The 24,105-nt window shown below is 41.3% G+C and carries 21 protein-coding genes and 1 tRNA gene; 10 read left to right on the top strand and 12 right to left on the bottom strand.

The window, feature by feature from the left end; genetic code table 11:
- Nucleotides 1–39: 39 nt before the first annotated feature.
- From ACM0OW_RS12135 to ACM0OW_RS12125, 3 genes are all read left to right on the top strand, one after another.
- Nucleotides 40–111: transfer RNA gene (locus tag ACM0OW_RS12135), tRNA-Gly, on the top strand.
- Nucleotides 112–354: 243 nt separating this feature from the next.
- Nucleotides 355–762 carry a hypothetical protein gene (locus tag ACM0OW_RS12130; protein WP_414550355.1) on the top strand — a complete coding sequence of 136 codons (408 nt, stop codon included), beginning with the start codon at nt 355–357 and terminating at the stop codon, nt 760–762.
- Between the two features lie 4 nt (nt 763–766).
- Nucleotides 767–2,032: a glutamate-5-semialdehyde dehydrogenase gene (locus tag ACM0OW_RS12125; RefSeq protein ID WP_414550354.1), complete on the top strand. Its 1,266-nt coding sequence runs from the start codon at nt 767–769 to the stop codon at nt 2,030–2,032.
- 400 nt (nt 2,033–2,432) lie between these two features.
- On the opposite strand, the gene ACM0OW_RS12120 is transcribed toward ACM0OW_RS12125, so the two are convergent.
- The 4 genes from ACM0OW_RS12120 to ACM0OW_RS12105 form a co-directional block, all read right to left on the bottom strand.
- Entirely contained in the window at nt 2,433–3,539 is a 1,107-nt protein-coding gene (locus ACM0OW_RS12120) for a fatty acid desaturase family protein (protein WP_414550353.1), read from the bottom strand.
- A gap of 313 nt (nt 3,540–3,852) precedes the next feature.
- Nucleotides 3,853–4,923 carry a fatty acid desaturase gene (locus ACM0OW_RS12115; RefSeq protein WP_414550352.1) on the bottom strand — a complete coding sequence of 357 codons (1,071 nt, stop codon included), beginning with the start codon at nt 4,921–4,923 and terminating at the stop codon, nt 3,853–3,855.
- Between the two features lie 189 nt (nt 4,924–5,112).
- Entirely contained in the window at nt 5,113–6,165 is a 1,053-nt protein-coding gene (locus ACM0OW_RS12110; RefSeq protein WP_414550351.1) for a fatty acid desaturase, read from the bottom strand.
- A 240-nt stretch (nt 6,166–6,405) separates the two neighbouring features.
- Nucleotides 6,406–7,224: an acyl-CoA desaturase gene (locus ACM0OW_RS12105; protein WP_414550350.1), complete on the bottom strand. Its 819-nt coding sequence runs from the start codon at nt 7,222–7,224 to the stop codon at nt 6,406–6,408.
- 85 nt (nt 7,225–7,309) lie between these two features.
- Here ACM0OW_RS12105 and ACM0OW_RS12100 point away from each other — a divergent pair, with 85 nt between their 5' ends.
- Nucleotides 7,310–8,539 carry an aminotransferase class I/II-fold pyridoxal phosphate-dependent enzyme gene (locus ACM0OW_RS12100; RefSeq protein ID WP_414550349.1) on the top strand — a complete coding sequence of 410 codons (1,230 nt, stop codon included), beginning with the start codon at nt 7,310–7,312 and terminating at the stop codon, nt 8,537–8,539.
- Between the two features lie 75 nt (nt 8,540–8,614).
- Here ACM0OW_RS12100 and ACM0OW_RS12095 read toward each other — a convergent pair whose 3' ends face one another.
- Complete coding sequence (locus ACM0OW_RS12095) at nt 8,615–8,992, bottom strand: GxxExxY protein (RefSeq protein ID WP_414550348.1); 378 nt, start codon at nt 8,990–8,992, stop codon at nt 8,615–8,617.
- Nucleotides 8,993–9,030: 38 nt separating this feature from the next.
- A complete protein-coding gene (locus ACM0OW_RS12090) occupies nt 9,031–10,224 on the bottom strand; it encodes a Coenzyme F420 hydrogenase/dehydrogenase, beta subunit C-terminal domain (RefSeq protein WP_414550347.1) in 1,194 nt (397 codons plus the stop codon).
- Between the two features lie 201 nt (nt 10,225–10,425).
- Here ACM0OW_RS12090 and ACM0OW_RS12085 point away from each other — a divergent pair, with 201 nt between their 5' ends.
- From ACM0OW_RS12085 to ACM0OW_RS12075, 3 genes are all read left to right on the top strand, one after another.
- Nucleotides 10,426–11,157: a hypothetical protein gene (locus ACM0OW_RS12085; protein WP_414550346.1), complete on the top strand. Its 732-nt coding sequence runs from the start codon at nt 10,426–10,428 to the stop codon at nt 11,155–11,157.
- Between the two features lie 324 nt (nt 11,158–11,481).
- The gene (locus ACM0OW_RS12080; protein WP_414550345.1) at nt 11,482–12,105 is read left to right on the top strand and encodes a hypothetical protein; all 624 of its coding nucleotides are present in this window, start codon (nt 11,482–11,484) and stop codon (nt 12,103–12,105) included.
- Nucleotides 12,106–12,111: 6 nt separating this feature from the next.
- Complete coding sequence (locus ACM0OW_RS12075) at nt 12,112–13,872, top strand: DnaJ domain-containing protein (RefSeq protein WP_414550344.1); 1,761 nt, start codon at nt 12,112–12,114, stop codon at nt 13,870–13,872.
- A 77-nt stretch (nt 13,873–13,949) separates the two neighbouring features.
- Here ACM0OW_RS12075 and ACM0OW_RS12070 read toward each other — a convergent pair whose 3' ends face one another.
- The 4 genes from ACM0OW_RS12070 to ACM0OW_RS12055 form a co-directional block, all read right to left on the bottom strand.
- Nucleotides 13,950–14,606, bottom strand: a complete 657-nt coding sequence (locus ACM0OW_RS12070) for a glycoside hydrolase (protein ID WP_414550492.1) — start codon at nt 14,604–14,606, stop codon at nt 13,950–13,952.
- Nucleotides 14,607–14,811: 205 nt separating this feature from the next.
- Entirely contained in the window at nt 14,812–15,471 is a 660-nt protein-coding gene (locus ACM0OW_RS12065; protein ID WP_414550343.1) for an NAD(P)H-binding protein, read from the bottom strand.
- Nucleotides 15,471–16,220, bottom strand: a complete 750-nt coding sequence (locus ACM0OW_RS12060; RefSeq protein ID WP_414550342.1) for a hypothetical protein — start codon at nt 16,218–16,220, stop codon at nt 15,471–15,473. Before ACM0OW_RS12060 ends, ACM0OW_RS12065 begins: the two co-directional genes overlap by 1 nt.
- Nucleotides 16,221–16,521: 301 nt before the next feature.
- Nucleotides 16,522–16,935, bottom strand: coding sequence for a secondary thiamine-phosphate synthase enzyme YjbQ (locus ACM0OW_RS12055; RefSeq protein ID WP_414550341.1), 414 nt, complete (start codon nt 16,933–16,935; stop codon nt 16,522–16,524).
- A gap of 200 nt (nt 16,936–17,135) precedes the next feature.
- On the opposite strand from ACM0OW_RS12055, the gene psb35 reads away from it, so the two are divergent.
- Nucleotides 17,136–17,363, top strand: coding sequence for a photosystem II assembly protein Psb35 (gene psb35 / locus ACM0OW_RS12050; protein ID WP_414550340.1), 228 nt, complete (start codon nt 17,136–17,138; stop codon nt 17,361–17,363).
- Nucleotides 17,364–17,556: 193 nt separating this feature from the next.
- On the opposite strand, the gene ACM0OW_RS12045 is transcribed toward psb35, so the two are convergent.
- Nucleotides 17,557–17,979: a TerB family tellurite resistance protein gene (locus tag ACM0OW_RS12045; protein ID WP_239727021.1), complete on the bottom strand. Its 423-nt coding sequence runs from the start codon at nt 17,977–17,979 to the stop codon at nt 17,557–17,559.
- 58 nt (nt 17,980–18,037) lie between these two features.
- On the bottom strand, nt 18,038–19,387 hold the full coding sequence (locus ACM0OW_RS12040; protein ID WP_414550339.1) for a 16S rRNA (cytosine(967)-C(5))-methyltransferase: 1,350 nt from the start codon (nt 19,385–19,387) through the stop codon (nt 18,038–18,040).
- 163 nt (nt 19,388–19,550) lie between these two features.
- On the opposite strand from ACM0OW_RS12040, the gene ACM0OW_RS12035 reads away from it, so the two are divergent.
- A complete protein-coding gene (locus ACM0OW_RS12035) occupies nt 19,551–20,054 on the top strand; it encodes a hypothetical protein (RefSeq protein ID WP_414550338.1) in 504 nt (167 codons plus the stop codon).
- Between the two features lie 503 nt (nt 20,055–20,557).
- On the top strand, nt 20,558–24,067 hold the full coding sequence (locus ACM0OW_RS12030) for an EAL domain-containing protein (RefSeq protein WP_414550336.1): 3,510 nt from the start codon (nt 20,558–20,560) through the stop codon (nt 24,065–24,067).
- Nucleotides 24,068–24,105 lie beyond the last annotated feature (38 nt).

Genomic DNA, 24,105 nt, shown 5'->3' with positions numbered 1-24,105 from the left:
TCAAAAGATATCTGAGACTATAGAATTTACATGGGAACTGCGGGTATAGCTCAGTGGTAGAGCGTCACCTTGCCAAGGTGAATGTCGCGCGTTCGAATCGCGTTACCCGCTTTTAAAAATTTTATGTCTAGATTAACATCTCTCTTGGGAGTGTTTAAACTGACTACAATTTTTTGGGGTGTAGCTAACCTGCGTTATGTGGGTGTACTAGACTGGATTAAGTCTGGCTGTATGATCAGGGAAAGCACGATTTAGCATAATTTTGCTATTCGTCGTGGGAAACCAAACCCCAAGATATTGTGGAACGGTATTCTCGTAAAACATGAAAAACACGCTCAAGTTCTTAGAACGCTTGTGCCATCTCAAAAACCCGAAAAAATTACTTTTAGTACGGAATATCCCTGTCCCTGCCGTCGCAAAGGACAATTAATTCCGATTACACTCACAGAAGCATTTGGTTGCGATCGCTGTCAACAAATCTTTGTAATAGAAGATAATGGTCATGTCCTAGAACAGCTTTCAACTACCTATCCCTACAAACGAGCTTGGCATTGGATGGGAAAAAGTTGGCGAATTGTGCCGACTCGGTTAGGAGAAAGTTATCTACCTATAGCGCTAGGCATTATATTCGTGCTAGTGATTATATGGTTGCCGTTAGCACTGCGATTGGCAAATGGTTCTAGCATTATTGCCTGGGCAATAGTGGCGGTGCTGTTGGCTATTCTGCCAGCACTGATGGTCTGGCTTACTTACAGACGTTAATTCAATGACCGTTGAAGTTTTGGATGATTTCCCCGAACCAATTAATAGTGCTAAACGCGCTTATCAAGCCTCCCTTAATTTGGGGTTTACCAAGGGAGTAGACCGCAGTAGGGCTGTGTTGGCAATGGCGCAAGCGCTGGAAAATTCCTTTGATGACATTTTAGAAGCCAATACTTTGGATTTAGAAGCCAGCAAAGAAATGGCTGTGCCAGAGTTAATTTTGGATTGGCTGAAGCTAACCCCCACGAGGCTAGAAGCAGCAGTAGAAGTGCTTCAGAGGTTGGGGGAAATCTCTGACCCTTTAAGGCGAGTCAGGAACGCTGACTATCAATTAGAAGATTCTCAGAGTTACACCCAGTTAATGCCTTTGGGAGTAATTGCATTTGTGTATGAGGCTTTTCCAGATTTAGGTGCGATCGCAGCTGGTTTATGTATTAAGACTGGCAATAGTATTATACTTAAGGGTAGTACAGAAGCGAGTCATTCCAATGAGGCGATCGCCAATGTGCTGCAAAACGCCCTGGAAGAAGTTGGTTTACCGCCAGGCTGTTTAGAACTAATTAAAGCCGAACACGGTGCTTCCATCCGGGATTTAGTCACCCAAGACAAATATGTGAATTTAGTACTGCCTTATGGACGTTCTAGCTTAGTCCAGCAGGTAATGAGACAATCAACTTGCCCAGTGTTAAAATCAGCAATGGGTAACTGCTATCTTTACTGGTCACTCAATAGCAGTTTAGACATGATTCGCTGGATGATTATGGATAGCCATGAGAGCGAACCAGACCAAGTAAACGCCATTGAAAAAGTATTAATTCACCGTCAAGCCTTACCATCATCTTTAGCCGTTCTGTGGAACAGCTTGACAGAAAAAGGTTTTGAAATCAAAGCAGATGAAGAACTAGTAGAAGCTTTTCCGCATTTGCAGCTAGTGAAGTCAGAAGAATGGGGAAATTCTTATTTAACCAAGACAGTAGCCTTTAAACTGGTAGATAGTTTAGAAGATGCGATCTCGTGGATTAATCAATACAGTAGCGGTCATGCTGACTGTATAGTTACAGAATCCTATCAAGAAAGTCGCCAGTTTGCTTTAGGAGTAAATAGCGCCTCTACCTACATCAACACTTCCCCCCGGTTTTCTCGCAACCCTTCCAGGGGAGATTCAGTATTTCTCGGTATGTCTAATCAAAAAGGACACCGCCGAGGATTTATTAGTTTAGAAACCTTAACCACTGCGAAGCACATTGTCCAAGGGAATGGACGGTTCTAGAAGTTATAGCAAAGTGCTGAGTGCTGAGTAGAAACCAAGCCAGTAGGGTGGGTTAGAGGATGTTTTAAAAGTCTTATTGTCGGTAGCAAAACATTTTAGATCCCCCTAAATCCCCCTTAAAAAGGGGGACTTTGATTCTAATTCCCCCCTTTTCAAGCAGGGCTAGGGGGGATCATTAAGTGCCTAAAATCACAGCCGGACACTTTTCAAACACCCTCTAAGGACGGTAGTCTGTAACCCACCCTACTGGACTGACACGCTTAAAATAGTGCATTAGATGTAGGTTGGGTTAAGCGCAGCGCAACCCAACGCGAACAATGATGTTGGGTTTCCTTACGTCAACCCAACCTACAATTTTTTGCAACATTTTAAGCTGACCACGCCACTACAAATTATGTTTTTATTTGCAAATCTCTGACTCTGGATTGGGTGCGCTTCCCATGAGTTTTAGCCAACGATAATTAGAAGCTAAGGCTTCAGGAAAAGTTTCACAAACATTGTATTTGACTTCAAAATCTTCGCAGACATCAGCTAATATTTTAGCTATTTGGGGATAATGAATGTGACAAATATTTGGGAATAAATGATGCACAACTTGATAATTAAGACCACCCAGATACCAATTTAAAAACTGATTTTTGGGAGCAAAATCTACAGTTGTTTTGATTTGAAATATTGCCCATTCATCATTAATTTGCTGTAAATCTGAATTGGGTTCAATAAACTCTGCTGCTTCCAAAACATGAGCCAGCATGAAAATTACACAAATCATTAAGCCATAGGTCATGTAAGTAATCACGAATCCTACAACCGCTTGAATAGGCGAATATCCGACAGCAATTGGTATTCCTAAGAACAGTCCCAGCCAAATCAATTTTCCACTTAAGAAAACCAGCAAATCTAGTGGTTTAAGTGTAGGAATATCGTAAGTATGATATTTACGCTTAAACATAACTAAATAAACATCAGCAAAAGACCAATACAGGGGGATGATTGGATATATGAACCAAATGAATAAATGTTGAAATGTATGATACCATTTATGCTCCATATAAGGAGTCATCCGCACTAAACCATCACCATGTATTTCTACATCATGCCCTAATATATTGGTGTATTTGTGGTGCAGGAAATTATGTCTAAATTTCCACAAAAAACTAGATAAACCAATGATATCAAAGGTGTAACCAAAGATATTATTGACCATTTTGTGGCGAGAATAACCACCATGATTTGCATCATGTCCCACACTAAAACCAATACCAGCAATACCGAATCCTAAAGCAATACAGCCAATTACTTTGAGCCATATTTCAGGCGGACCAAAGAGCGTAAAAGTCCAAGTAGCGACGACCCATGACAAAATAACTGTTGTCTTCATGTACATCGCCGCATTATCTCTGGTAGAGATATTCTGCGACTCAAAATAAGCATCAACTCGCTTATTTAGTTCCTTTCTAAAACCGTAGTTTTTGGTAAAAGTTAGTTTTGGTTGTGTTTGTGTCATCTATTTGATTGCACTGGATACATTTGTGGGATAAAATCAGACTTTTGTCGCATATCTCTCGTGTCAGCTTTGACGAACCAGACAGATTCTAGTAATAAAAACCACAGTAGATAAAAACTACCAGAATCAATTTTTACAGAATAATAGACATTAATCAAAACCTTAATATTCAATTAATAAACTTGTCTTAATTCTCCTCACCTCTCTTCTTTGCGCCTGGTGCGCCTTTGCGTGTTAGCGTAAGCGAGGCGTAGCCAGATAAAAAAAGTCCGCGCCGGCGGACTTTGTGTATATAGCGAAGAATCATCCTCGCCTAGCTTTTATGATTAGATGTGTAGTAAACCTTACTACCTGTATCTGGGACAAAATGACAGCTAAGAGCAGAACGCCATACAGACTTCCAAATAGGTTCCTCAGACTTGTGGAAATATTCACCCATAATCGGTTTAATCGCCTCAGTCGCCTTCAGCAAATTGTAGTGAGGCATATTCAGGAAGATATGATGAGCAACATGAGTACCGATATCATGATGGATATGATTGATAAAACCGTAGTCCCGATCAATACTAGAAATAGCACCTTTCAAGAAAGTCCAATCTTCTCCACGATACCAAGGAATATCCGGCTCTGTATGATGCAAAAATGTCACCAAATCTAACCAAATTACAAACACAATGTAAGGCATCGCGTAGTATTTTAGTAACCACATCCAACCCCACTGAAAGGTAAATAAGCCTAGTAAAGCCACCATACCAATCCAAAGTGTAGTGCTAGTGATAATATCCCATTTTTCGGAAGGCTTAAAAAGTGGGCTACTGGGTGAAAAGTGAGAACCTTCTTTCCCTGGAGAACGCTTGAATAAATACACCGGATAAGCCAAAAGAAAGACATAATATCGTCCTAACTTTTGGACTAATTCCATTTCCTTATATTGCGATTCTGAGACAGGATACCAGCTTTCATCATTATCGATATTGCCAGTATTTTTGTGGTGAGTTCTGTGGCTAATTCTCCAACCGTGATAAGGAACCAATATCGGTGTGTGAGATAAATGTCCAATCAAATCATTCAGCCATTTATGCTTGGAAAAAGATTGGTGTCCACAGTCATGTCCAACTACAAACAAAGCCCAAAACATTGTTCCTTGCATGACCCAGAAAACCGGCCAAAAATACCAAGAATCTAGGTAATTAGCCACTGCATAAAGCAGTCCAATAATCAAGATGTCACGAAAGAAATAAAATAGGGATTTTGTCACATTTGGCTGAAAGCATTCAGCAGGTATTGCTGCTTTCAAATCCTGAAGAGTAAAGGGAAGTTTACTTATTTCTTCAGACGGTTCACAGTCATCAGGATTATTAAAAGCGATGGTATTTGATTGCACTTGATTCTTTGGTGAAATATAAATCGGGTTTTATTGACATATCTCTAGTATCAGCTTTGGCTAATACTCAAGCAGATAATCTCTGGTAATTCACCTAAGAATTTAAGTAGATCAAGAATTACCAGAATCTATTCAATTTACAGGATACTAAAAACTATTGCAACAACAATAATACAAGTTGGTTGCTATTTATTTTCCTGCGTAATATTCGTCAAAAGTCTCATAGCCAATATCAGTTTTGTACAGTTGACATTGGTCTGTAATTTGCTTCATTAAAGACCAAGAGAACTCACATTCATCATGTAGATAAGGCTGCCAATTTTCCTTGATGCTGCTGTAAGCTAACCGCAAATTATAGGAAGGAATAGCAGTAGAAAGGTGGTGAGGAACGTGAACATTGATATCGTGGCAGAGAATTTCTACCCAACGGGGATAATCACAATGAATAGTACCTGATAGCTGTGCTAAAGCCTCATTCCACTTACTGGCTGTGTTAAAAGGAACATCTGCGGCAGTGTGGTGAACGATGGTGAAGGTACTCATCCAAAAATGGTAAACCATCCAGGGTAATAACCAAAACTTGACAAATCCCCAAATACCTGTTGTAGCAATTAGGATAGGGAAGGCGATCGCAGCAAAGATCACGACTACAGCCACAGAAAGCTTTACACTCGATTGGTCTTTGGTTTTGAAGTTCCGGGCATCAAAGTGTACTAATGCCCAGTGTCCAATGGAACCTACCCACCACAGACGCTTACGCATGAAGCCTTCAAAAGCTGACTGCCTAAAAGGTGTCCAATTGGCAAACACGTGGGTTCTGATGGGATGCCAAGCATTATCCTCATCCAACTTATTGGTATGAGCGTGGTGATAATTATGCTTAATCCGCCAACTGTGGAAGGGATAAATTAAGGGAGCCATGAAGATGTGTCCCACTAAATCATTTACCCAACGACGTTTGGCAAAAGACCTGTGACCACAATCATGGCCAATAACAAAAAAACCTGTTAAAGCAGTACCTGTAAAAAACCAAGCTACAGGTAAGAGAAACCACGGACTGATAGCCAGAAAACAGTAACCCAAGCCGACCATCAAGACACTGAGCATGGCTTGTGTCCAAGCTTTGCGACTGTTTTTTTCAAAACATTCTCGTGGCAAAGTTTTGATAATATCTTTGAGCTTTAAGTTGGGTTCGCCAAGGTCTTCACCTAGTTTCTGGCTGTTGATTATTGATGTAGTCATGAACACCTGGAAAACAGTATGCTGTACCGCCTAGTCACCAAAAAAGTGGCTAGGCGCAAAGTTTCTTAACATTAGCGTCTCAGATTATAACAACCTCAGCTACACAAGCGCACTATTAAATAGCTGGGGTCAGTAATTTTCCGAGATAGTGAATGGTTATTAGTTGCTCGTAGAAATTACTTTTTAGCCAATAGTGAATAAATTCTGTAATTTATCCACTATTAACCAATAACCTGGAAATTACTGCTTTTTCTCTGCCAACTTGACATTAGTCGCCAGACCAAGTAATTGCAGCAATTGAACTGTCATCCAAGTTAAATCGATTTCCCACCATTCCAGCCCGTGACGAGCTGAGTATTGAAAAGCATGGTGATTATTATGCCAGCCTTCGCCGAATACTAGCACGGCTACCCACCAGCAGTTTGTAGAGCGATCGCCTGAATCATAGGTGCGATAACCAAATTTGTGGGTAGCGCTGTTCACCAGCCAGGTGCAATGGTAAACCCACACAATCCGAACAAATATTCCCCAAACCACGAAAGACCAGCCACCCAGATACATGAGTAATAAACCCAGTGCTACCTGAACCAAAATGAAATATTTTTGTAAAAACTGATAAACTGGGTCTTCGGCAAGATCCTTGGTAAAACGAGGAACATCAGCATGAGAGGGAGAGTGATAAATTAACCAACCCATATGACTCCACCAGAAGCCTTTATTGGAATCGTGGGGATCTGGGTCAGTATCAGAATGTACGTGATGAATGCGATGTGTCCCGATCCACTCAATTGGTCCACCTTGACAGGCCAAAGTCCCGCAAAAGACCAAGAAATATTCCAGCCATTTGGGCGTTTGAAAACTGCGGTGAGTTACCAGACGGTGAAATCCCAGGGTAATCCCTAATCCACCGCTGATCCAGTAAAGCAATAAAGCCACACCAACGGCATTCCAGCTAAAATTACCGGGAAGAAAAGCGAACAAAGCGCCGATGTGCAGGGCTAGGAAAAACAGGGTATTTACCCAGTTAATTTGAAGTTTTGAGGAAGTAGCAATTGTCATGCAATAACCCGATGTGAAATTGTCTAACCTAATCTGCGGGGTTTGAAAATCCGCATATCTATAATTTTTTCTAAAAGAGGAACTAATGAACAGCTTAGAACATCTGCGGCAAGCAGAACAGGCACTAATAGAGATTTTTTCTGGAATTGATGCTCAGGTCAAGCATAATCTCAAACGTGTCCTCAATGCCTTTCGTAATCACCGTGTAGGCGCACACCATTTTGCTGGTGTTAGTGGTTATGGTCATGATGATCTAGGACGCAAAACTTTAGATAAAGTTTTCGCCGAAGTTATGGGCGCGGAAGCTGCGGCCGTGCGGGTGCAGTTCGTTTCTGGAACTCATGCGATCGCTTGCGGCTTATTTGGTGTTCTCCGTCCTGGAGATGAAATGTTAGCAGTGGTCGGTTCTCCCTACGATACGCTCGAAGAAGTCATTGGTTTACGGGGTAAAGGCCAAGGCTCCCTTATTGAGTTTGGCATAAATTACCGCCAATTGGAGCTAACCGCCCAAGGAACTATAGATTGGGAAACTTTAAGTCATAGCGTGGCTGATCATACACGTTTAGTATTAATTCAACGCTCTTGTGGTTATTCCTGGCGGCCGAGTTTATCAATAGCGGATATAGAAAAAATCGTTCATTTAGTTAAACAGCAAAACCCCAACACCGTCTGTTTTGTCGATAACTGTTACGGCGAATTCATTGAAACCAGAGAACCTACAGATGTGGGTGTGGATTTAATGGCGGGGTCATTAATTAAAAATCCTGGGGGAACGATTGTCACCGCAGGCGGTTATGTTGCTGGTCGGGCTGACTTAGTAGAAGCCGCCGCTTGTCGTTTAACTGCGCCTGGGATTGGTAGTTATGGTGGGGCGACCTTTGACCAAAATCGTCTACTCTTCCAAGGCTTATTTTTAGCTCCCCAGATGGTAGGGGAGGCGATGAAGGGGACTCATTTAACTGGTTATGTATTCGATAAATTGGGTTATCCCGTAAATCCCGCACCCCTTGCGCCTCGTGGGGATGTAATTCAGGCGATTAAATTAGGTTCTGCTGCCAAGTTAATTGCTTTCTGTAAGGCGATACAGCAACATTCACCAGTGGGTTCTTATCTGGAACCTATTCCCGATGAGATACCGGGGTATGAGAGTCAGGTGGTGATGGCTGGGGGGACGTTTATTGAAGGGAGTACTTTGGAGTTTTCGGCGGATGGACCTTTAAGAGAGCCTTATGTGGTTTATTGTCAGGGGGGGACTCATTGGACTCATATTGCGATCGCATTAGAAGCGGCAATGGATGCTGTGGGGATGGGATAAGAAGGTTTCACGCAAAGGCGCAAAGGCGCAAAGAAAGAGTGCAAAGGGGTTCTTTGCGTCTTTGACGTGCAATTTTTATAACTTATTCACGACGCGGGAAATTCCATCTTTAATCAGGAAGGCTCCGAAGTTGATGAGTAGACCAAGACGTTTGTCAGCAAGGGTAAGATATGTCAGTAGTTGTTTTTTGTGTACTGGATGAACTGATTCTACTGATTTGAGTTCGATAATCACCTTATCTTCAATAATGAGGTCTGCACGAAAACCTAACTCTAAATGTACACCTTCATAAACAACAGGAATAGCCTGCTGCCTTGTTACTTTCAACCCCCGCTTTTCTAACTCATAAGCAAGAACTCCCTCATAAGCAGATTCCAACAACCCAGGACCCAAACTCACATGAATCTTGTAAGCAGCATCCACAATCACCTTTGCAATCTCATTCTCATTCATCTTTCTTTCTTAGCGCCTTTGCGCCTTTGCGTGAGCCATCAATCCGGTAACTTATACCCCCCCACAATCCTCTTAGCAAACTCCGGCACATGAGCCGCCAACTTCTCCGGATAATTACGCTTCACATACAAATAATTCCTCGTAAAATGCGAATCAATAGAAAACCGCGCATACTCCAAACCCTTCGGACCAATCTTTTCAATCACCACACCCATGAGTTTCGCCGCCCACATCGGCAGAGTCACGCCTTTATCGTAAGCAGGAATACTCTGTTGTACAGCCTCTTTCCTGTTCCCCTGAGACATCACCGGCTGAGTGTCTAATTGGTCTTGCACCAAGTCCAACATTTCTTTCCCTGTATCATTTCTAACTACAATCCACTGCCAGCCGAAGGGTGCGCCCATATAACCTACAACTAAATCAGCTAGGGAATTAACATAATCAAAGCAAGTCATACAGGACGGTGCAAAAACATCTTTGAGTTTGTTCGTCTTCAAACCAAAGAATGGTACGGTTTCGCTAGAACCATCCTCATGTTTGAAGTGAACTCGGAAATCTTGCATAAATTCATAATGCACCACTGTGTCAGGTGAGCGACTGGTGGTTTCTAAGAATTTTTGCAGTCCGGCGCGGGTAACGTTATCTACACAAGGCGTACCCAACACATACAATTTTTCTAAGCCTAGTTCTTTTTCTACGGCTCTCAGGGCTTGAATTTGGCAACCAACACCAATTACTAATAACCGTTTCATTCCCGATTTTTCTATTTGTTCTAAAACAGAAAGGTTGGGCGATAATGTTGGTTTATTTACTTTAGCTGCCAGTATTTCTTCTGGAGTACGGGCGATTACAGGCATGGGTTGAAAGCGGTCTTCTTTGGTGTTCTGCACACAGACAACACCTTCAACTAAGCCGCGATTCAGCATTTCAATGGCTATGCTACTGACAATACCCGTCCATTGTGCGCCTTCGATGGGCTGCTGTTTGCGGGCGGCGATCATGTCTTGATGAACACCAAAGTAGAGTTCATTTTCATTATCTAGGTCACGCGATCGCCTGTGGGTTTCTTCTTCCAGTCCCCCTATCTGTTGATTAATAAAAGCGCAGGCTTCCTTGACATAATGAACATAGTATGTATCGCATAGCCCGCATTCGCTACAGAGTTCTTTCGCTGGGCGGCGACTAGTAGATTTGAGGGCTTTGGCTTTTTTGTGAGGAGAAACTGAAGTCATATAAATTTTTTGTTTTATCCAGGAATCGCTTTTATTACAATACCTTGACAGGCTATAAATTCGTGTTACTACTTAGCTTATAATAAAACAAATCTTAAGAATAGAACAAATGCTAACTTATACAGTCAACATTCCTTATCTAAGGGAATTTTCAAGTTTAGAGTTTTGTGATAATGTTAAGAATGTTACTAAAATATTTATATGTCACAGCCATCTACTCGTGATGTAGATTTATCACTTCATATCTCTGCTAAAAAAATTATACAACGTTTAATTATTATAATTTCATTTTTAACCCTAACTGGCGCTATTAGTGCTTATTTCTGGGTTTTGGAGTTCCCATTTCCCAGCTCAAAATGGTTTTATGAAATCTTTAGCCTTGATGAGGAGTTAAATATCCCTGCTTGGTATTCATCGTTCATGTTATTATCTTGTTCGGGATTGTTAGCAGTAATTACGACAATTAAAAAGACAGATAAGTATTTTATTTATTGGAAAAATCTATCTTTAATATTTCTTTTTCTCAGCCTAGATGAAGCCTTCAGCTTCCACGAAATTTTGATTATTCCAGCCCTAAGAGAAGCATTTAATTTGCTCCCAATATTTTTTCACACCTGGGTTATATTTGGGATTCCTGCGGTTATATTTTTTATATTTAAATATTTCAGATTTTTCTTAGATTTACCTAAGAAAATTCAAAAATTATTCCTGCTTGCTGCAACTTTATATGTAAGCGGCGCACTGGGTATGGAAATGGTAAGTGGGCTTTTCAGAGTATATTTTGGTCGGCTTGACATAATGACAACAATTGCCATATTGATTGAAGAATTGCTAGAAATGACAGGAATTGTAATTTTTATCTATGCGCTGCTAACTTACCTTAGAAGTTTGAAAGAAATCATTAATCTAAAAATTTATATATCTGAAAAGTAAGGTCAAGCCTAAGCTGTGTTCCTTTGCTGCCTTAATGATAAGTCAGAAACCTGAGACAATATAAATACTCAAAGATTTAGCAATAACTCTGCGGTTAACTAATCGAGGGGTTCTCTTGATGAATAAAATATAAATCTAAAAGTATTTATCCTCTTCTTTCGCCCCCTTGATTCCTCTTGGTTCTATTACCACGCAACGCTTACCGCGAATCTATGCCAAAGGCTTTACAAGTTTACCCTATGGGAACCTTTACGAGAAGCGAAAGTTCATTTAAGACTGGCAACTATAGGGTACAAGTTTGATATTTTACTTCAGGATGAAATTATGAACAAACAAGTGATGGCAAAATTTGGGCTTTTTATGACCTTGGCTTTCGTCTCAATTCTGACTGGTTGTGAGACAAACCCACAGACGGAAAAATCACCACCTAACTCAGATACTCCCACGGAACAAGCGAAGCCTGTTTCAGAAATTCCGGCTGAACAACCAAAGCCTATCTCAGATCCTCCAGCTTGTGAAGATGGTTGTCAAAAACTTTCCACAGACACCAACTTGAGTCAATCATCAATTCAGCCAGAAGTCTTTGCTAACCTGCCAAAATGGAACAACATCTGTGAAGCAACTAACCAAGATACTTATTGTTCTATCTTGAAACCTTATCAATTTGCTGATGGCATAGTTTATCTAAAAGTCTCTGGTACAGAATCTTTTATCACTGATATTCAGTTTACATCTAGTATTAATCAAGATAAAGCCATGAACATTGCTAAAGCTGCCCTCAACAGTCAACAGCCTTTTGAAAAAACAGAAAAAATCCAAGATCAAATAAAGTTGTATAGCAATCCTTTAGAACGAGGAAATGATACTGATTATTTAGAAGTAACTCATTTAAACTTAAATTCTCAAAACCAAGTTACTCAAATTACCTCCTATTCTACAACTCCTTAAATCACAATGAATCCAACTTCCCAAACAGGTGCAGCATTTATCGCCGGCGGAAGTATAGCTGGTGCGGGTATCTCCTCCACAGTTGGCGGAATCGGAATTGTCGGCGGTTTTGGTGGTGTAGGAATTGGGTTAGCTCCCGTAGTTGCGGCTGGCGCTGTGGCTGGTGCGGCTGTTTATGGTGCTTTTCAAGCCATCACAGAGGGGGATACAGCCGCTTTTGGTGTCATGGGAATTGGTGCAGTTGGTGGTGCTGGGGTTGCTAGCGTTGTCGGTGGGATGGGATTTGTTGCACCAAAAATCGGTTTAGCATTTGGTATTGGTGCAGTTCCAATGGCGGGAATTGGAGCAGTGGTAGGACTCGCGGCTTATGGTATTGCTAAAATATTAGACGAATCTCAAGTTAAGGAAACTCCCTTTGAGGTTTTTGGACGGATGGAAGAAAAAGTCTTACAAATGGACTACTATTCCGCCGCACTGATTGAGTTAGATTTATTTTTATCTGGTGATGATCTTAATCAAAAATTTGCAGTTTGGGAAATTGAGGATGAGTTAAAAGCACTCAAAGCGAAGGTAAAAAAGCAAGTTGTTACTCCTCAATCTCAACCTCCTAAAATTGAACCCAAAATAGTCCCGCAAACAACCCAAACGCGGGAGAATTGGAGATGTGTACAAACTCTTAAAGGTCACTCAGCCGCAGTGAATGCTTTAGCTATCTCTCCTGATGGTAAAACTTTTATTAGTGGGAGTAATGATAGAACAGTCTATTTGTGGAATTTAAGCAATGGCGAATGTTTATATACTTTTTATGGACAAGCAGAAGCAGTTTTATCTGTGGCTATCAGCCCTAATTGTCAGCAAGTTATTAGTGGTAGTGTAGACCGGAAAATTAGCAGTTGGCAATTAGATACAAAACAATATCATCGGGTATTTTCTTATTTAAATTCTCCCTATAGTCATAATGGCTTTGTTAACTCACTTACTTATAGTGGTGATGGCAGAATAATTGCTAGTGCTAGTACAGATAAAACTATTAGAATTTGGGGAGGTTATACAGGGAATCTCAAATATACTTTGAATGGACATACGGATACAGTTTATGCTGTAGCTATTAGTCGAGATTCTCAGATTTTGGTTAGTAGCAGTAAAGATAAAACTATTAGAATTTGGGATTTGGAAACAGGGAAAGAACGCTGTATTTTAACTCAAGATTCAGCAGCGAAGACAGTTATTATTAGTCCTGACGGTCAAACTCTCATTAGTGGAAGCGAAGACAGCACTATTAAGCTGTGGAATTTCCAAACTGGGGAATTACGCTGTACTTTGACTGGACACACAACGGCTGTTATCTCTCTAGCTATTAATCCTGACGGAAAAACCCTCGTAAGTAGCAGTAGTGACGGTGTAATCAAACTTTGGAATTTACAAACTGATGAAATAATACAAACTTTGACTGGGTTTAGTCCCGTTGCTTTTAGTCCAGATGGTAAAACTTTATTAAGTGGAGGGAAAAATGGTGTAATTAAAATTTGGCGACAAATGCAAAGTGATGAAAAACAACCTGATTTCTTGTCTGGGGAATGGTGGGAAGTTTTAGGTGTCCATGAAGATGCTCATTCTAAAAATGTGAAGTTTGCTTTTCACCAATTAGCCAGATTGTATCATCCTGATATGAACAATTCTGCCAGTGCCAAAGCCTCAATGCAAGCAATTAATCGCGCATATCAGCAATATAAAATACAGAACCTCACCCCCAAACCCTCTCTGTAGTGCTTTTTTATGACTCTCTTCGTCTAAAAATCATCCACCCTGATTTTGAAGCTAGGGAGATTATACAGGTGAAAACTTCAACGCTGGGGGGTGGGAATTGGAGATGCTGGTTGATTAGCAGTCTTTAATTCTTCTTTTAACATTTTCTCATAAATATTCGGCAAAGAGCTACTAATTGAATTAGTTTCGATACCATATCCTAAACTCGTCCAAGTGGGAGACAGTCGCCGCAAAACATCGTTAATTTTTCCCTTTTGCAAGAGTTGAGAAATATCAGTTCCCCAAACCTTGTTATCATTCAACCAACGATAAACCACCAAATCTTGATACTCTGCTTCAAAACTATAAGCAGACCAAAACATCATTTGATTGGGAGGGTTAGGATGATAGCGAGGGGCGATTTCAAACCAAGTATTATTGATAATTTGATATCTCCCAGCCGCAGTGGAACAATTGTCTTTATTTGGGCCTGTGACAATCCTGACGCATATCTCTGGATGACGACTGAGGTTATTTACCTGCTGTCCACCATACAAAAGAGAATAAGGACGAGGACCATTGGCCTCACTGGCGGAGATGGTTCGCATCAAAGCGCGGATATGAGGATCGCCCCCTTGCATAACTAAAGGCGGCTGTTGGACTCTAAATATGGGATCGGTAGGCGATCGCAATGTACCATATATGTACCACTGCAACAAATAGACCAAGCCAAGCAGTGCGGCGATGGGGCCAATTAGAGGCTCAATGCCTTTGAGTTTAAAGTCTTTCAGTGTTAGACTCCTTTAACTTCACTCTTCACTAACAAAAATAATTGACGCACTTATTTCGGCAAAGTTCACAAAAAAAGTGTTTACTTCCTGAATTAGCCCTCCTTGATGAATCTTAAAAATCAAAAAATTGTAGGTTGGGTTAAGGCTTTGCGAAACCCAACAGAACTAATTAAGCAACATTAGCAAATAATTCTCCCAAGTTTTTTGAGGTAGCCTCTGGTTTAGCCACAACCTCAACAATTTTATTATGTGAAGCTGGCTCAAATAGAGACTCAACAGCAACCTGGGCGACTTTCTGTCGAGGAATACTACCATCAAATAATGTATCAGCACTCTGCATCACAATTGCATCAGAGTTATCTTCATTTTTCAAACCACCAGGGCGGACAATGGTATAAGTCAAACCGCTTTTTTGAATGTATTCCTCTGCTTGTTTTTTCCACACCAAAATCAACCAAAATAAGTTTAATGGATGGAATAGCTGAGAAACACACAAAGACGAGACAAAAACAAAATGCTCAATTCCCTTAGCCTTAGCAGCATCAACTAAATTTTTAGTCCCTTCAAAATCAACTTTATAGGGGCCAGTTGGGTCAAAGCTGGGTTTTGCACCAGTGGCGCACAGTAAAACTGTACTATCTCCTAAAGCAGCATTCAGGCTTTGTGCTTCTAAGACATCGCCCACAACTAACTCAACATCAGGAGGTAAAATAGCCCTAGCTTTCTCTACATCTCTTACTAAAGCCCGCACAGGAATATTTCGGGCTATGAGTTCTTCGACAATACGGCGACCTGTTTCACCTGTTGCTCCGGCGACAAATGCTTTCATCAGTGTTTTTGGGGTTGAATATTTAACTTTAATGCTAACTGCTGGCGCATTTCTTGGAAAGGTTGATTCCACACTGGTCTAGTATCCCAATTCCATACTTCCACAGGGATAAGTTTTTCTGTGGCTAGAGAACCTAGTAACAGGCGTTCATCTTCGGGTTCACGGGAAAAGTCGAAGGGATTACGGTATCCTGTATTACCAAGGTTATAAGACATCTCTTGACCATAATTAATATGTTTGATCAGTTTTTCACCCTTCATCAGCAAATCATCTAAAAAAATCAAACTAAAAGGCTCGGAATGTGAGCGAGTTTGTGGTTCTTTTTGTACCCATCTTGCCCAATCAAACCCATAGATAAAATCGTGAACATAGCGGAAGCGAATTTCGTTTTTGATGCCAAATAATTCTATCAGCAAGACCATTTTATTACCAAAGGTTTCTAAAAAAGCAATCGCACCTTCATCTGCTAATAAAGCTTGTCTAAGCATACTATTTACCATAAAATCAAAGTCCCAAAAAATATTTTCGGGGAAGTTTTGCACCTGGGCATAAATTATTTTTTCTAAAGTATCCCGCAAGGTGATAATAATTTCCTGGTCTGTGGTGATGGCAGTAATTAAATTTTCCAGTTCTACAAAACTGGTGATTAAAGTTTTATGGGGGTTGAGTGTTAATGGATTAACGGAATGTTGGGCTAAAATTTCGTCAAGGCTTTGAAAAAGCTGATTTGGCTTCAGGTCATGCTTCATAATATATTCCAATAGCCTGAACGTTATCAATATATAAGTTTATCTCGCCCAACTTTTAATTATTAATTAAATTCAAATCCACTTAATATTTGATTTTACAAATTGATACATTAACAGCATCAGAGGAAGTCTGATCCCAATTATTTGTGAGGCTGGATATTATTTTGACCCCAAGCCCTACCCCAACCCTGGAGGTAAACCCGGATTTCTCCCAGTTTACACCGGAGGGTTAGGGTAGGGTGATTTTTATAGTCATCAGTCATTGGTCATGAGCAAAAAACTTCGCCCCAGCACCCAGTCCCTAATCAGAAATGTGGATAACTAATTCTCTGGTATGACTACGCTGACGATGTTCCCAAATATAAATCCCTTGCCAAGTTCCCAGGACTAAATGACCACGATTTATGGGAATATGTTCTGAGGTATGCGTAAGTGCTGTGCGTATATGTGCTGGCATATCGTCTGCACCTTCGGCATCGTGGATATATTTGGCCGATTCTGGCACTAATTTTGCCATAAAGTTGGCTAGATCCACCAGTACATCTGGGTCAGCATTTTCTTGTATGACTAAACTGGCGGAGGTGTGGCGTAAAAACAAGGTACAAAGTCCAGTTTCTACTCCAGACTCTGCAACTGCGGCGGCAATTTTTGCAGTGATATTCTGAAAATTTTTGCCTGTAGTAGAAATTTTTAGGAGTTTTTGGTAGTGAGCCATCTTGACTGTAATTGACTATTTATTCTATTTTATGGATGATTTATAACTTTGATGTCGGTCTGGTTCATCCAAGAAGGTCTATTTTTTCAAGCCAATATCTCCCAGATGACATCAAGTTATTCAAACTTGGGGTGGATGTAAGTGATACGCTCTTTCTATAGTCTCTTAAGTAATGTTGATCACAATAGGATAATATACTCATGAATTTATTGATGCAAACAGCTGCTGGAGCAGTAGATAAAGGTTCCCATTTTCCTTTAGCTTTTACCTTGGTATATGTAGTTGGCTTTATTGCTGCTGTCACCATTGGTTCTATCGCTTGGTACAACTCCAAACGACCTGCTGGTTGGGAAAGCAAAGATCGTCCTGATTTTGTCCCTAAAGTTGAAAAAGAAGAAACTCCGGGAGTGGGTGAACCGAAGTCTTAAATCAGTTAAAAGTTAACAGTTAACAGTTATCAAGGCATAAGGTGGGGGATTTATAACCGCCATCAACGCCTACCAATAATCGGCTTTGGGTTATGAGTTTTCAATTATCAGTTAACGCCGATATAGTGAGTAACTTAAACCCAGTTATGTCTCTTGAGTGATAACTGATAACTGATAACTGATAACTCTGGTGTTAGTTTTGGACATCAACCCAGCGACGATAAAGCTTTTGAATTTGCTTCAGCAACCCTGTATAAGCTGGTTGAGTAGATTCATTCAGCTTTGCTAAATTCTGTAGTTTGGTCAGGAGTCGTGCTTCTTCTACAGCTACTTCGCCATCACTGTAAATTAATCCACTAATAGCCTCAATCAGATTTTCGCAATCTTCGAGGCTAGGGCGATCGCCTAAATATTCTTCGACCCAAGCATAACATTCTTGTGGTCGCACAGGAACCAATTCGTATAGCCAAGGCTTAATCTCTGGGTCAGTGGCCAAACCCTTTGCTTGAGCTATCTCCCGCAAATATTGCCGTTCTTCAGGCTGGATTTTACCATCAATCCAAGCCGCACCTATCAAAATTTTAACTAAGTTTTTCACATGGGAATCAGTAACCATTGCTGCCTCTTCCGGTAGATTCGGGGCTTCAACAAAATAGTACAATCACAAACAGTATTCATTCGGAATCGTTGGCTTTTCTTAAGCGCACCATAAAAAAGCCATCCATGTTCTGTCGATGAGGCCAGACTTTAAGCCAGCCTTGGGGTGTGGAATAGGCATAATTCGAGGAATCTACGTCTGGGGGCTGAATTTGCCATTGGGGATGATTAATTAAAAATGTCGAAATCACACCTTCATTTTCGGCTGGATGTAGGGTACAGGTGGCATAAACAAGTATACCTCCAGGCTTGACAAAATCAGATGTATGTGATAATAGTTCTGTTTGCAAAATGGAGAGTTCCTGGACAGATTCTGGTGTTTGTCGCCAACGTGCATCGGCGTGGCGGTGTAGGGTTCCCAATCCAGAGCATGGGGCATCGAGTAAGAGGCGATCGCCTTTATGATTAAATTGCGGTAAATTGCGGCTATCACCTGTGCAAATTTGAATAGATTGTAAATGCAGCCGTTGAGCATTTTCTTTGAGTTTACGCAATCGGGAAGCAGTGCGATCGCAAGCCCAAATTTCCCCCTCATCCCCCATTAATTCAGCAATATGGGTAGTTTTACCCCCCGGTGCAGCACAAGCATCAATCACCACCTCACCGGCTTGGGGATTGAGTAAATAACCCACCAGTTGAGCGCTAGCATCTTGTACAGACCACCAACCCTCGTTAAATCCGGGTAGATTTTGAATTGCGCCGGTACTCCCAATTAATCTTAAAGCTTGGGGGCAATGGTTAACCCGCCTTGTTAAAATTCCCGCCGACTCTAAAGCCGTCTCAACTTCCTCAATAGAAGTCCGCAGGGGATTAATTCGTAAATCAATTGTCGGTGTTTGGTTCATCCAATCACACAGTTGTTCTGTTTCCACCAAATCCAATTGGTCTAACCAAACCTGAATAATCCAATCGGGAAAACTGTGTAAAATTCCCAAACGTTCCACTGGATTCTCAGGTAACTTTAAAGGCTCTGGTAATTTCTCCGCTAACCGGATGTATTGCCGCAATAGACCATTGACAAAACCCGTCAGACCAGAAAAGCCATTTTCCTTAGCTAGTTGGACAGTGGTGTTCACAGCTGCCGAAGCGGGAATACGCTCTTGATAACGCAGTTGGTATAAACCTAGATGTAAGATGCTGCGGAGGTCTTTGGGTTGTTGGTGAGATTTCTTGGTCGCGAGTTGGTCTATAAGTGCGTCGAGGGTACGTTGTCTTCTGACACTGCCATATACTAATTCTGTCAGTAAACGGCGATCATGATTCGGTAAGGTAACTTTTTGCAACGTTCTATTTAAGGCAACATCAGCATAAGCTCCTTTGTGAACGTCTCGCAAGGCATTAAAAGCTATTTGACGGGGGTTAGTCATAAAATATAGTAGATGATTTGAACCGCAGAGGTGAGAGAAAATAAAATTAGAAAAAATTTGCCCTATTTATAACTGCATAAATAATTAGAGGTAGACCTATTGAGTTAGTGAAGGGAGATAAAAAACTTATTTTATCCACACTAACTAAAAGAAGTAAAATACCATGAAACTTTCTATAAAATCCATTGCTCTTGCTACTATGATGACAGTTTCTACAATTTCTGTCTCCACGGGTTTAGCACTTTCCGGTAGCATTTCCGCCGCTTCTGCACAGACAAACTCCCGCCAAATGAACCAGCCGCTTCAATTCCAGCGTCAGATATGTAGTAAAGCATCAATTGTTGGTAACTGGAAAGGTATTATAGTTGCAAATGGTGATGATGCTACAACTTCTTTAGAAATCAGTATTCCTTCGGGAAAAGCCACTCCACAGGGAACTTGGAAATTTCTTGGCGCATCTGGAAACTTGAATCAGGGAAAAGCAATTGCTTCGGTTCAAGGAAATACTGTAACTCTGGAATTATGGGAGTCAAAATTACAGAACAATTTGAAAACCCAGAAAAAGGTAGCGACACTGCAAGGAAATTTCCAAAACTGTGGAAGCAAAATATCCGGTAATTTACTGGATACACAAACAAATTTTGTGTTTAATTTAGCTAAGTTTTGATAGAGATGAACGAATGCGATCGCCTAAAGTGCGTGCAGTGCGATCGCTTACTCAATCAATTCCATTCATCTTGTCTCAATACTCAAATTATTGATTTTTTATAAATTTATTATTCATAATATAGCATTGGCTAATCATATAAATTATCTTATTAACCCCTCCTCGCTTGTATCAAAGGGCTTTGATAGTAGGGTATTTATATCAAAATAACTGTATAACTTATAATTTATAATATACTAGAATTTACTCATTGACAGGAAAACCCAAATACTAAGTGATGTATGGATTTCAGGCATTAAACCTTGATTTTCCCAACTTTTTAGGTAATACTTGCGGTGGGCTGTATCTAAGCTATTAATCAAATAATGATTGATGAAAGCCTAAGAAGACGTATTTTCGTTGATGCACACGATAAAAAATTTGTCCGGTGCTTAATTCCTATTAATATGTGTCTTTTTCCACTTGTCGAACTCATGTTTAACTAGGTTGCAAATGCTGCATTTATGGAAAAACAGCAAACCTTATCCCTCAAGCGAATTTCTGCCGAGGATTGGGAAAATACGCCAGGAAATGTGAAGTGTCTGGTAGAGTCACTACTAGCAAATACGGCTTTATCAGAAAGCCAAAGCAGTCTAATTCAATTTCTAGATGCTACCCCCATAGCGATCGCGGTCTACGACTCCACAGGGAAACTTGTTTATATAAATGATCTCGGACAGGCATTACTAGGTGATCAAAGCCCATTAGAACTGATTCCAGAACAACTCTCAGAAGTCTTCCAAATTAAGCGTGAGGGCAATGATGGACTCTATCCCTGGGAAGAATTACCCAGTGTTCGGTGTTTGGCTGGGGAAAAGGTTTGGGCGGACGATTTAGAAATTCATTATAGCGATCGGGTGATTCCTCTGGAGCTTTGGGCAACTCCGATTTTTGATGATCAGGGAAAAGTGAGGTATGCGATTGTGGCGTTTCAAGATATTAGCGATCGCAAACGCCAGGAATTAGAACAGCAGATCATCCAAAATTCCTTACTCAAAAGTGAAAGCCGCTACCGCCAGGTGATTCAGGTGCAAACAGATTTGATTATGCGATCGCTGCCAGATACAACCATCACCTTTGCTAACGATGCTCTGTGCCTGGCTCTAAATCAATCTTTAGAGAGTGTGATTGGACGGCGATGGAGTAGCTTTGTACCTCCAGAGGATTTAGAAGAGGTCGAGCGCAAAATTGCCGCCCTCAGCCCAGCAAACCCCATCTTTGAAAACATCAATCAAGATTACCGCGCCAACAACCAAATTGGTTGGACACAGTGGATTAACTTAGGGATTTTTGATGAAAATGGGCATTTGACTGAAATTCAATCCGTCGGGCGAGATATCACCGCATTGCAAGAGCGAATTCAACGTGAAAAAGCCCTGAATCGAGTTTTCCAGTCCATCCGCAACTCCCTGGATTTAGACACAATTTTTGCCACCGCTACAGCCGAAACCGCCCAACTTTTGAAAACCCTAGACTGCTTTGTAGTGCAGTATCTACCAGCACAGGGTATTTGGAAACATATCGCTGAATTTCGTCACAATCCAGACACTAAAACCACCATTGGCTTTGAGATTACCGATGTGGGTAATCCCTTCGCGGTTCAACTTAAGCAGTTACAAGTTGTGCGGGTGGAAGATACAACTAACTTAGAGAATGAAATTAACCGCGAAGCAGCCCAAGTCTTACCCGGAGCCTGGTTACTCATTCCCTTAGTGATTGACGACACTCTTTGGGGTAGTTTCACAATTACAGCCTCCCAGCAACCGTTCACCTGGAACGATGACCAGGTTGAACTAGCCCAGTCCGTCGCCGACCAACTGGAGATTGCCATTCAGCAGGCCAATCTTTACCAACAGTTACAACAGGAACTAAACGAACGCCGCCGAGTGGAAACGGCTCTGAGAGAGAGCGAAGCCCGATTTCAAAATATGGCGGCCAATGTACCAGGCGCGATTTTTCGTTACTTGCTCTGCCCTGATGGTTCTGATAGTGTTATGTACATGAGTCCGGGTTGTTACCGTCTTTGGGAAGTGCAACCCCAGGAAGTTGTAGCGGATGCCAGCATCCTCTGGCAAATGATCCGTCCGGAAGACTTGCCTGGAGTGCAAACTTCGGTGATGGAGTCGGCACAAACATTGTCACCCTGGTTTTACGCATGGCGAATTATCACACCATCAGGGCAGGATAAATGGCTAGAAGCTGCTGGTAGACCCACTCTGCAAGCCAATGGGGACATTATTTGGGATACATTGATTGTGGATGTGACAGATCGCAAACAAGCGGAAGCAGCGCTGCGAGAAAGTGAAGTCCGCTATCGATTGTTAGCCGAAAATACCAACGATCTTGTTTGCCTTCACGATTTGAATGGTCAATATCTGTACGTCAGCCCGTCTTGTGAATTTCTCCTGGGCTATAGCCATGACGAAATGCTCAAACAAGACATCTATAGCTTCATTCATCCCGATGATCGCGATCGCATTTACCAGGAAATTCACACCACAGTGGTCGGCGAAAAACCTACACCTATCACCTATCGGACGCTTCAGAAGCAGGGGAACTATATCTGGTTTGAAACCTTAACTAAGCCCATAGTGGATAATACGGGTCAAATTGTGCAACTGCAAACCACCTCCCGCGATGTAACTGAACGCATCCAGGTGCAAAATCAGTTAAAACATGATGCCCTCCACGATAGGCTGACGGGTTTGCCCAATCGCCATCTGTTCATAGAACGGTTGGAATTAGCTATTCAACGAGCCAACCGTCTCGAAAATTACCATTTTGCTGTTTTATTTCTCGACCTGGATCGATTCAAAGTCATCAACGATAGCCTGGGACATTTAGCCGGAGATCAATTACTCATTGCCATTGCTCAAAAACTCCAAGGCATTCTCAGGACAATTGATCTCGCAGCTCGCCTGGGTGGTGATGAGTTTGTGATTCTAATAGAAGAGATTAAGGACATTCAGCAAGTACTGCGGATTACAGAACGAATTTTGGCAGAGTTGCAAACACCCCTATTTATTGAAGGACGTGAAGTATATACGACAGTTAGCGTTGGTATCGTATTGGGTACACAAGACTACGTTCAAGCCTCCCATTTATTGCGAGATGCTGATATTGCCATGTATCGGGCAAAAAACCAGGGTAAAGCCAGGTATGAGATTTTTGATACTCAAATGCACATTGAAGCGTTGAATCGACTGCATTTAGAAAACGATCTGCGCCGAGCCATTAAGTGTGAGGAATTTATACTTCACTATCAACCAATTGTAGCTCTAGACACTGGAAATCTTGTGGGCTTTGAAGCCTTGATTCGCTGGCGACACCCCACCCACGGCTTGAAATTTCCGGGAGAATTTATTACTGTAGCTGAGGAAATAGGATTAATCACGCTCCTAGACTATTGGGCAGTTCGGACAGCCTGTGAGCAACTAGCAGCCTGGCAAACTACTTTCCCTGACCTTGCTGCCATCAAGATGAGTGTCAATCTCTCAGCCCAAGATTTACGCCAGCCTGACCTGTTACAAGAAATGGATCGCATTCTGACTGAAACCCAATTAAATGCTTGTTGCTTAACGTTAGAAATTACCGAAAGTATGTTAATTGACGATATTGATTCTACGATTAGTCTTCTGGGTCAGTTGAAAGAGCGTGGGATTCAAATTAGCATTGACGATTTTGGCACGGGATATTCATCCTTAAGCTATCTTCACCGTTTACCTGTGGATTATCTTAAGGTTGATCGTTCCTTTGTGCATCAAATTCAATCAGGTAAAAAAAATCATCAGATTGTAGAAACTATTATGGCACTGAGTGACCATCTAGAATTGAATGCGATCGCGGAAGGCATAGAAACTCAACAACAATTAGAACGGTTGCAACACCTTGGCTACAAATTCGGTCAAGGATTTCTATTCTCAAAACCTCTGAGCCAAAAAAAAGCAGAAGAATTACTAATTCGTAATTCGTAATTCGTAATTCGTAATTCGTAATTCGTAATTCGTAATTC

It is taken from the genome of Anabaena sp. CCY 0017 (genome assembly GCF_963920885.1).
Lineage (GTDB): Bacteria > Cyanobacteriota > Cyanobacteriia > Cyanobacteriales > Nostocaceae > Nodularia.
Note: the sequence above shows the minus strand (reverse complement) of the source record. Positions and strands in the feature narration are given on the sequence as shown.

Coding starts and splice junctions, on each gene's coding strand:
- ACM0OW_RS12105 (WP_414550350.1), bottom strand. CDS start 7,224: ATGACAATTGCTACTTCCTCAAAACTTCAAATTAACTGGGTAAATACC.
- ACM0OW_RS12035 (WP_414550338.1), top strand. CDS start 19,551: ATGAAACTTTCTATAAAATCCATTGCTCTTGCTACTATGATGACAGTT.
- ACM0OW_RS12065 (WP_414550343.1), bottom strand. CDS start 15,471: ATGAAAGCATTTGTCGCCGGAGCAACAGGTGAAACAGGTCGCCGTATT.
- ACM0OW_RS12040 (WP_414550339.1), bottom strand. CDS start 19,387: ATGACTAACCCCCGTCAAATAGCTTTTAATGCCTTGCGAGACGTTCAC.
- ACM0OW_RS12120 (WP_414550353.1), bottom strand. CDS start 3,539: ATGACACAAACACAACCAAAACTAACTTTTACCAAAAACTACGGTTTT.
- ACM0OW_RS12045 (WP_239727021.1), bottom strand. CDS start 17,979: ATGGTTACTGATTCCCATGTGAAAAACTTAGTTAAAATTTTGATAGGT.
- ACM0OW_RS12090 (WP_414550347.1), bottom strand. CDS start 10,224: ATGACTTCAGTTTCTCCTCACAAAAAAGCCAAAGCCCTCAAATCTACT.
- ACM0OW_RS12100 (WP_414550349.1), top strand. CDS start 7,310: ATGAACAGCTTAGAACATCTGCGGCAAGCAGAACAGGCACTAATAGAG.
- ACM0OW_RS12085 (WP_414550346.1), top strand. CDS start 10,426: ATGTCACAGCCATCTACTCGTGATGTAGATTTATCACTTCATATCTCT.
- ACM0OW_RS12030 (WP_414550336.1), top strand. CDS start 20,558: ATGGAAAAACAGCAAACCTTATCCCTCAAGCGAATTTCTGCCGAGGAT.
- ACM0OW_RS12080 (WP_414550345.1), top strand. CDS start 11,482: ATGAACAAACAAGTGATGGCAAAATTTGGGCTTTTTATGACCTTGGCT.
- ACM0OW_RS12075 (WP_414550344.1), top strand. CDS start 12,112: ATGAATCCAACTTCCCAAACAGGTGCAGCATTTATCGCCGGCGGAAGT.
- psb35 (WP_414550340.1), top strand. CDS start 17,136: ATGAATTTATTGATGCAAACAGCTGCTGGAGCAGTAGATAAAGGTTCC.
- ACM0OW_RS12125 (WP_414550354.1), top strand. CDS start 767: ATGACCGTTGAAGTTTTGGATGATTTCCCCGAACCAATTAATAGTGCT.
- ACM0OW_RS12110 (WP_414550351.1), bottom strand. CDS start 6,165: ATGACTACATCAATAATCAACAGCCAGAAACTAGGTGAAGACCTTGGC.
- ACM0OW_RS12055 (WP_414550341.1), bottom strand. CDS start 16,935: ATGGCTCACTACCAAAAACTCCTAAAAATTTCTACTACAGGCAAAAAT.
- ACM0OW_RS12060 (WP_414550342.1), bottom strand. CDS start 16,220: ATGAAGCATGACCTGAAGCCAAATCAGCTTTTTCAAAGCCTTGACGAA.
- ACM0OW_RS12095 (WP_414550348.1), bottom strand. CDS start 8,992: ATGAATGAGAATGAGATTGCAAAGGTGATTGTGGATGCTGCTTACAAG.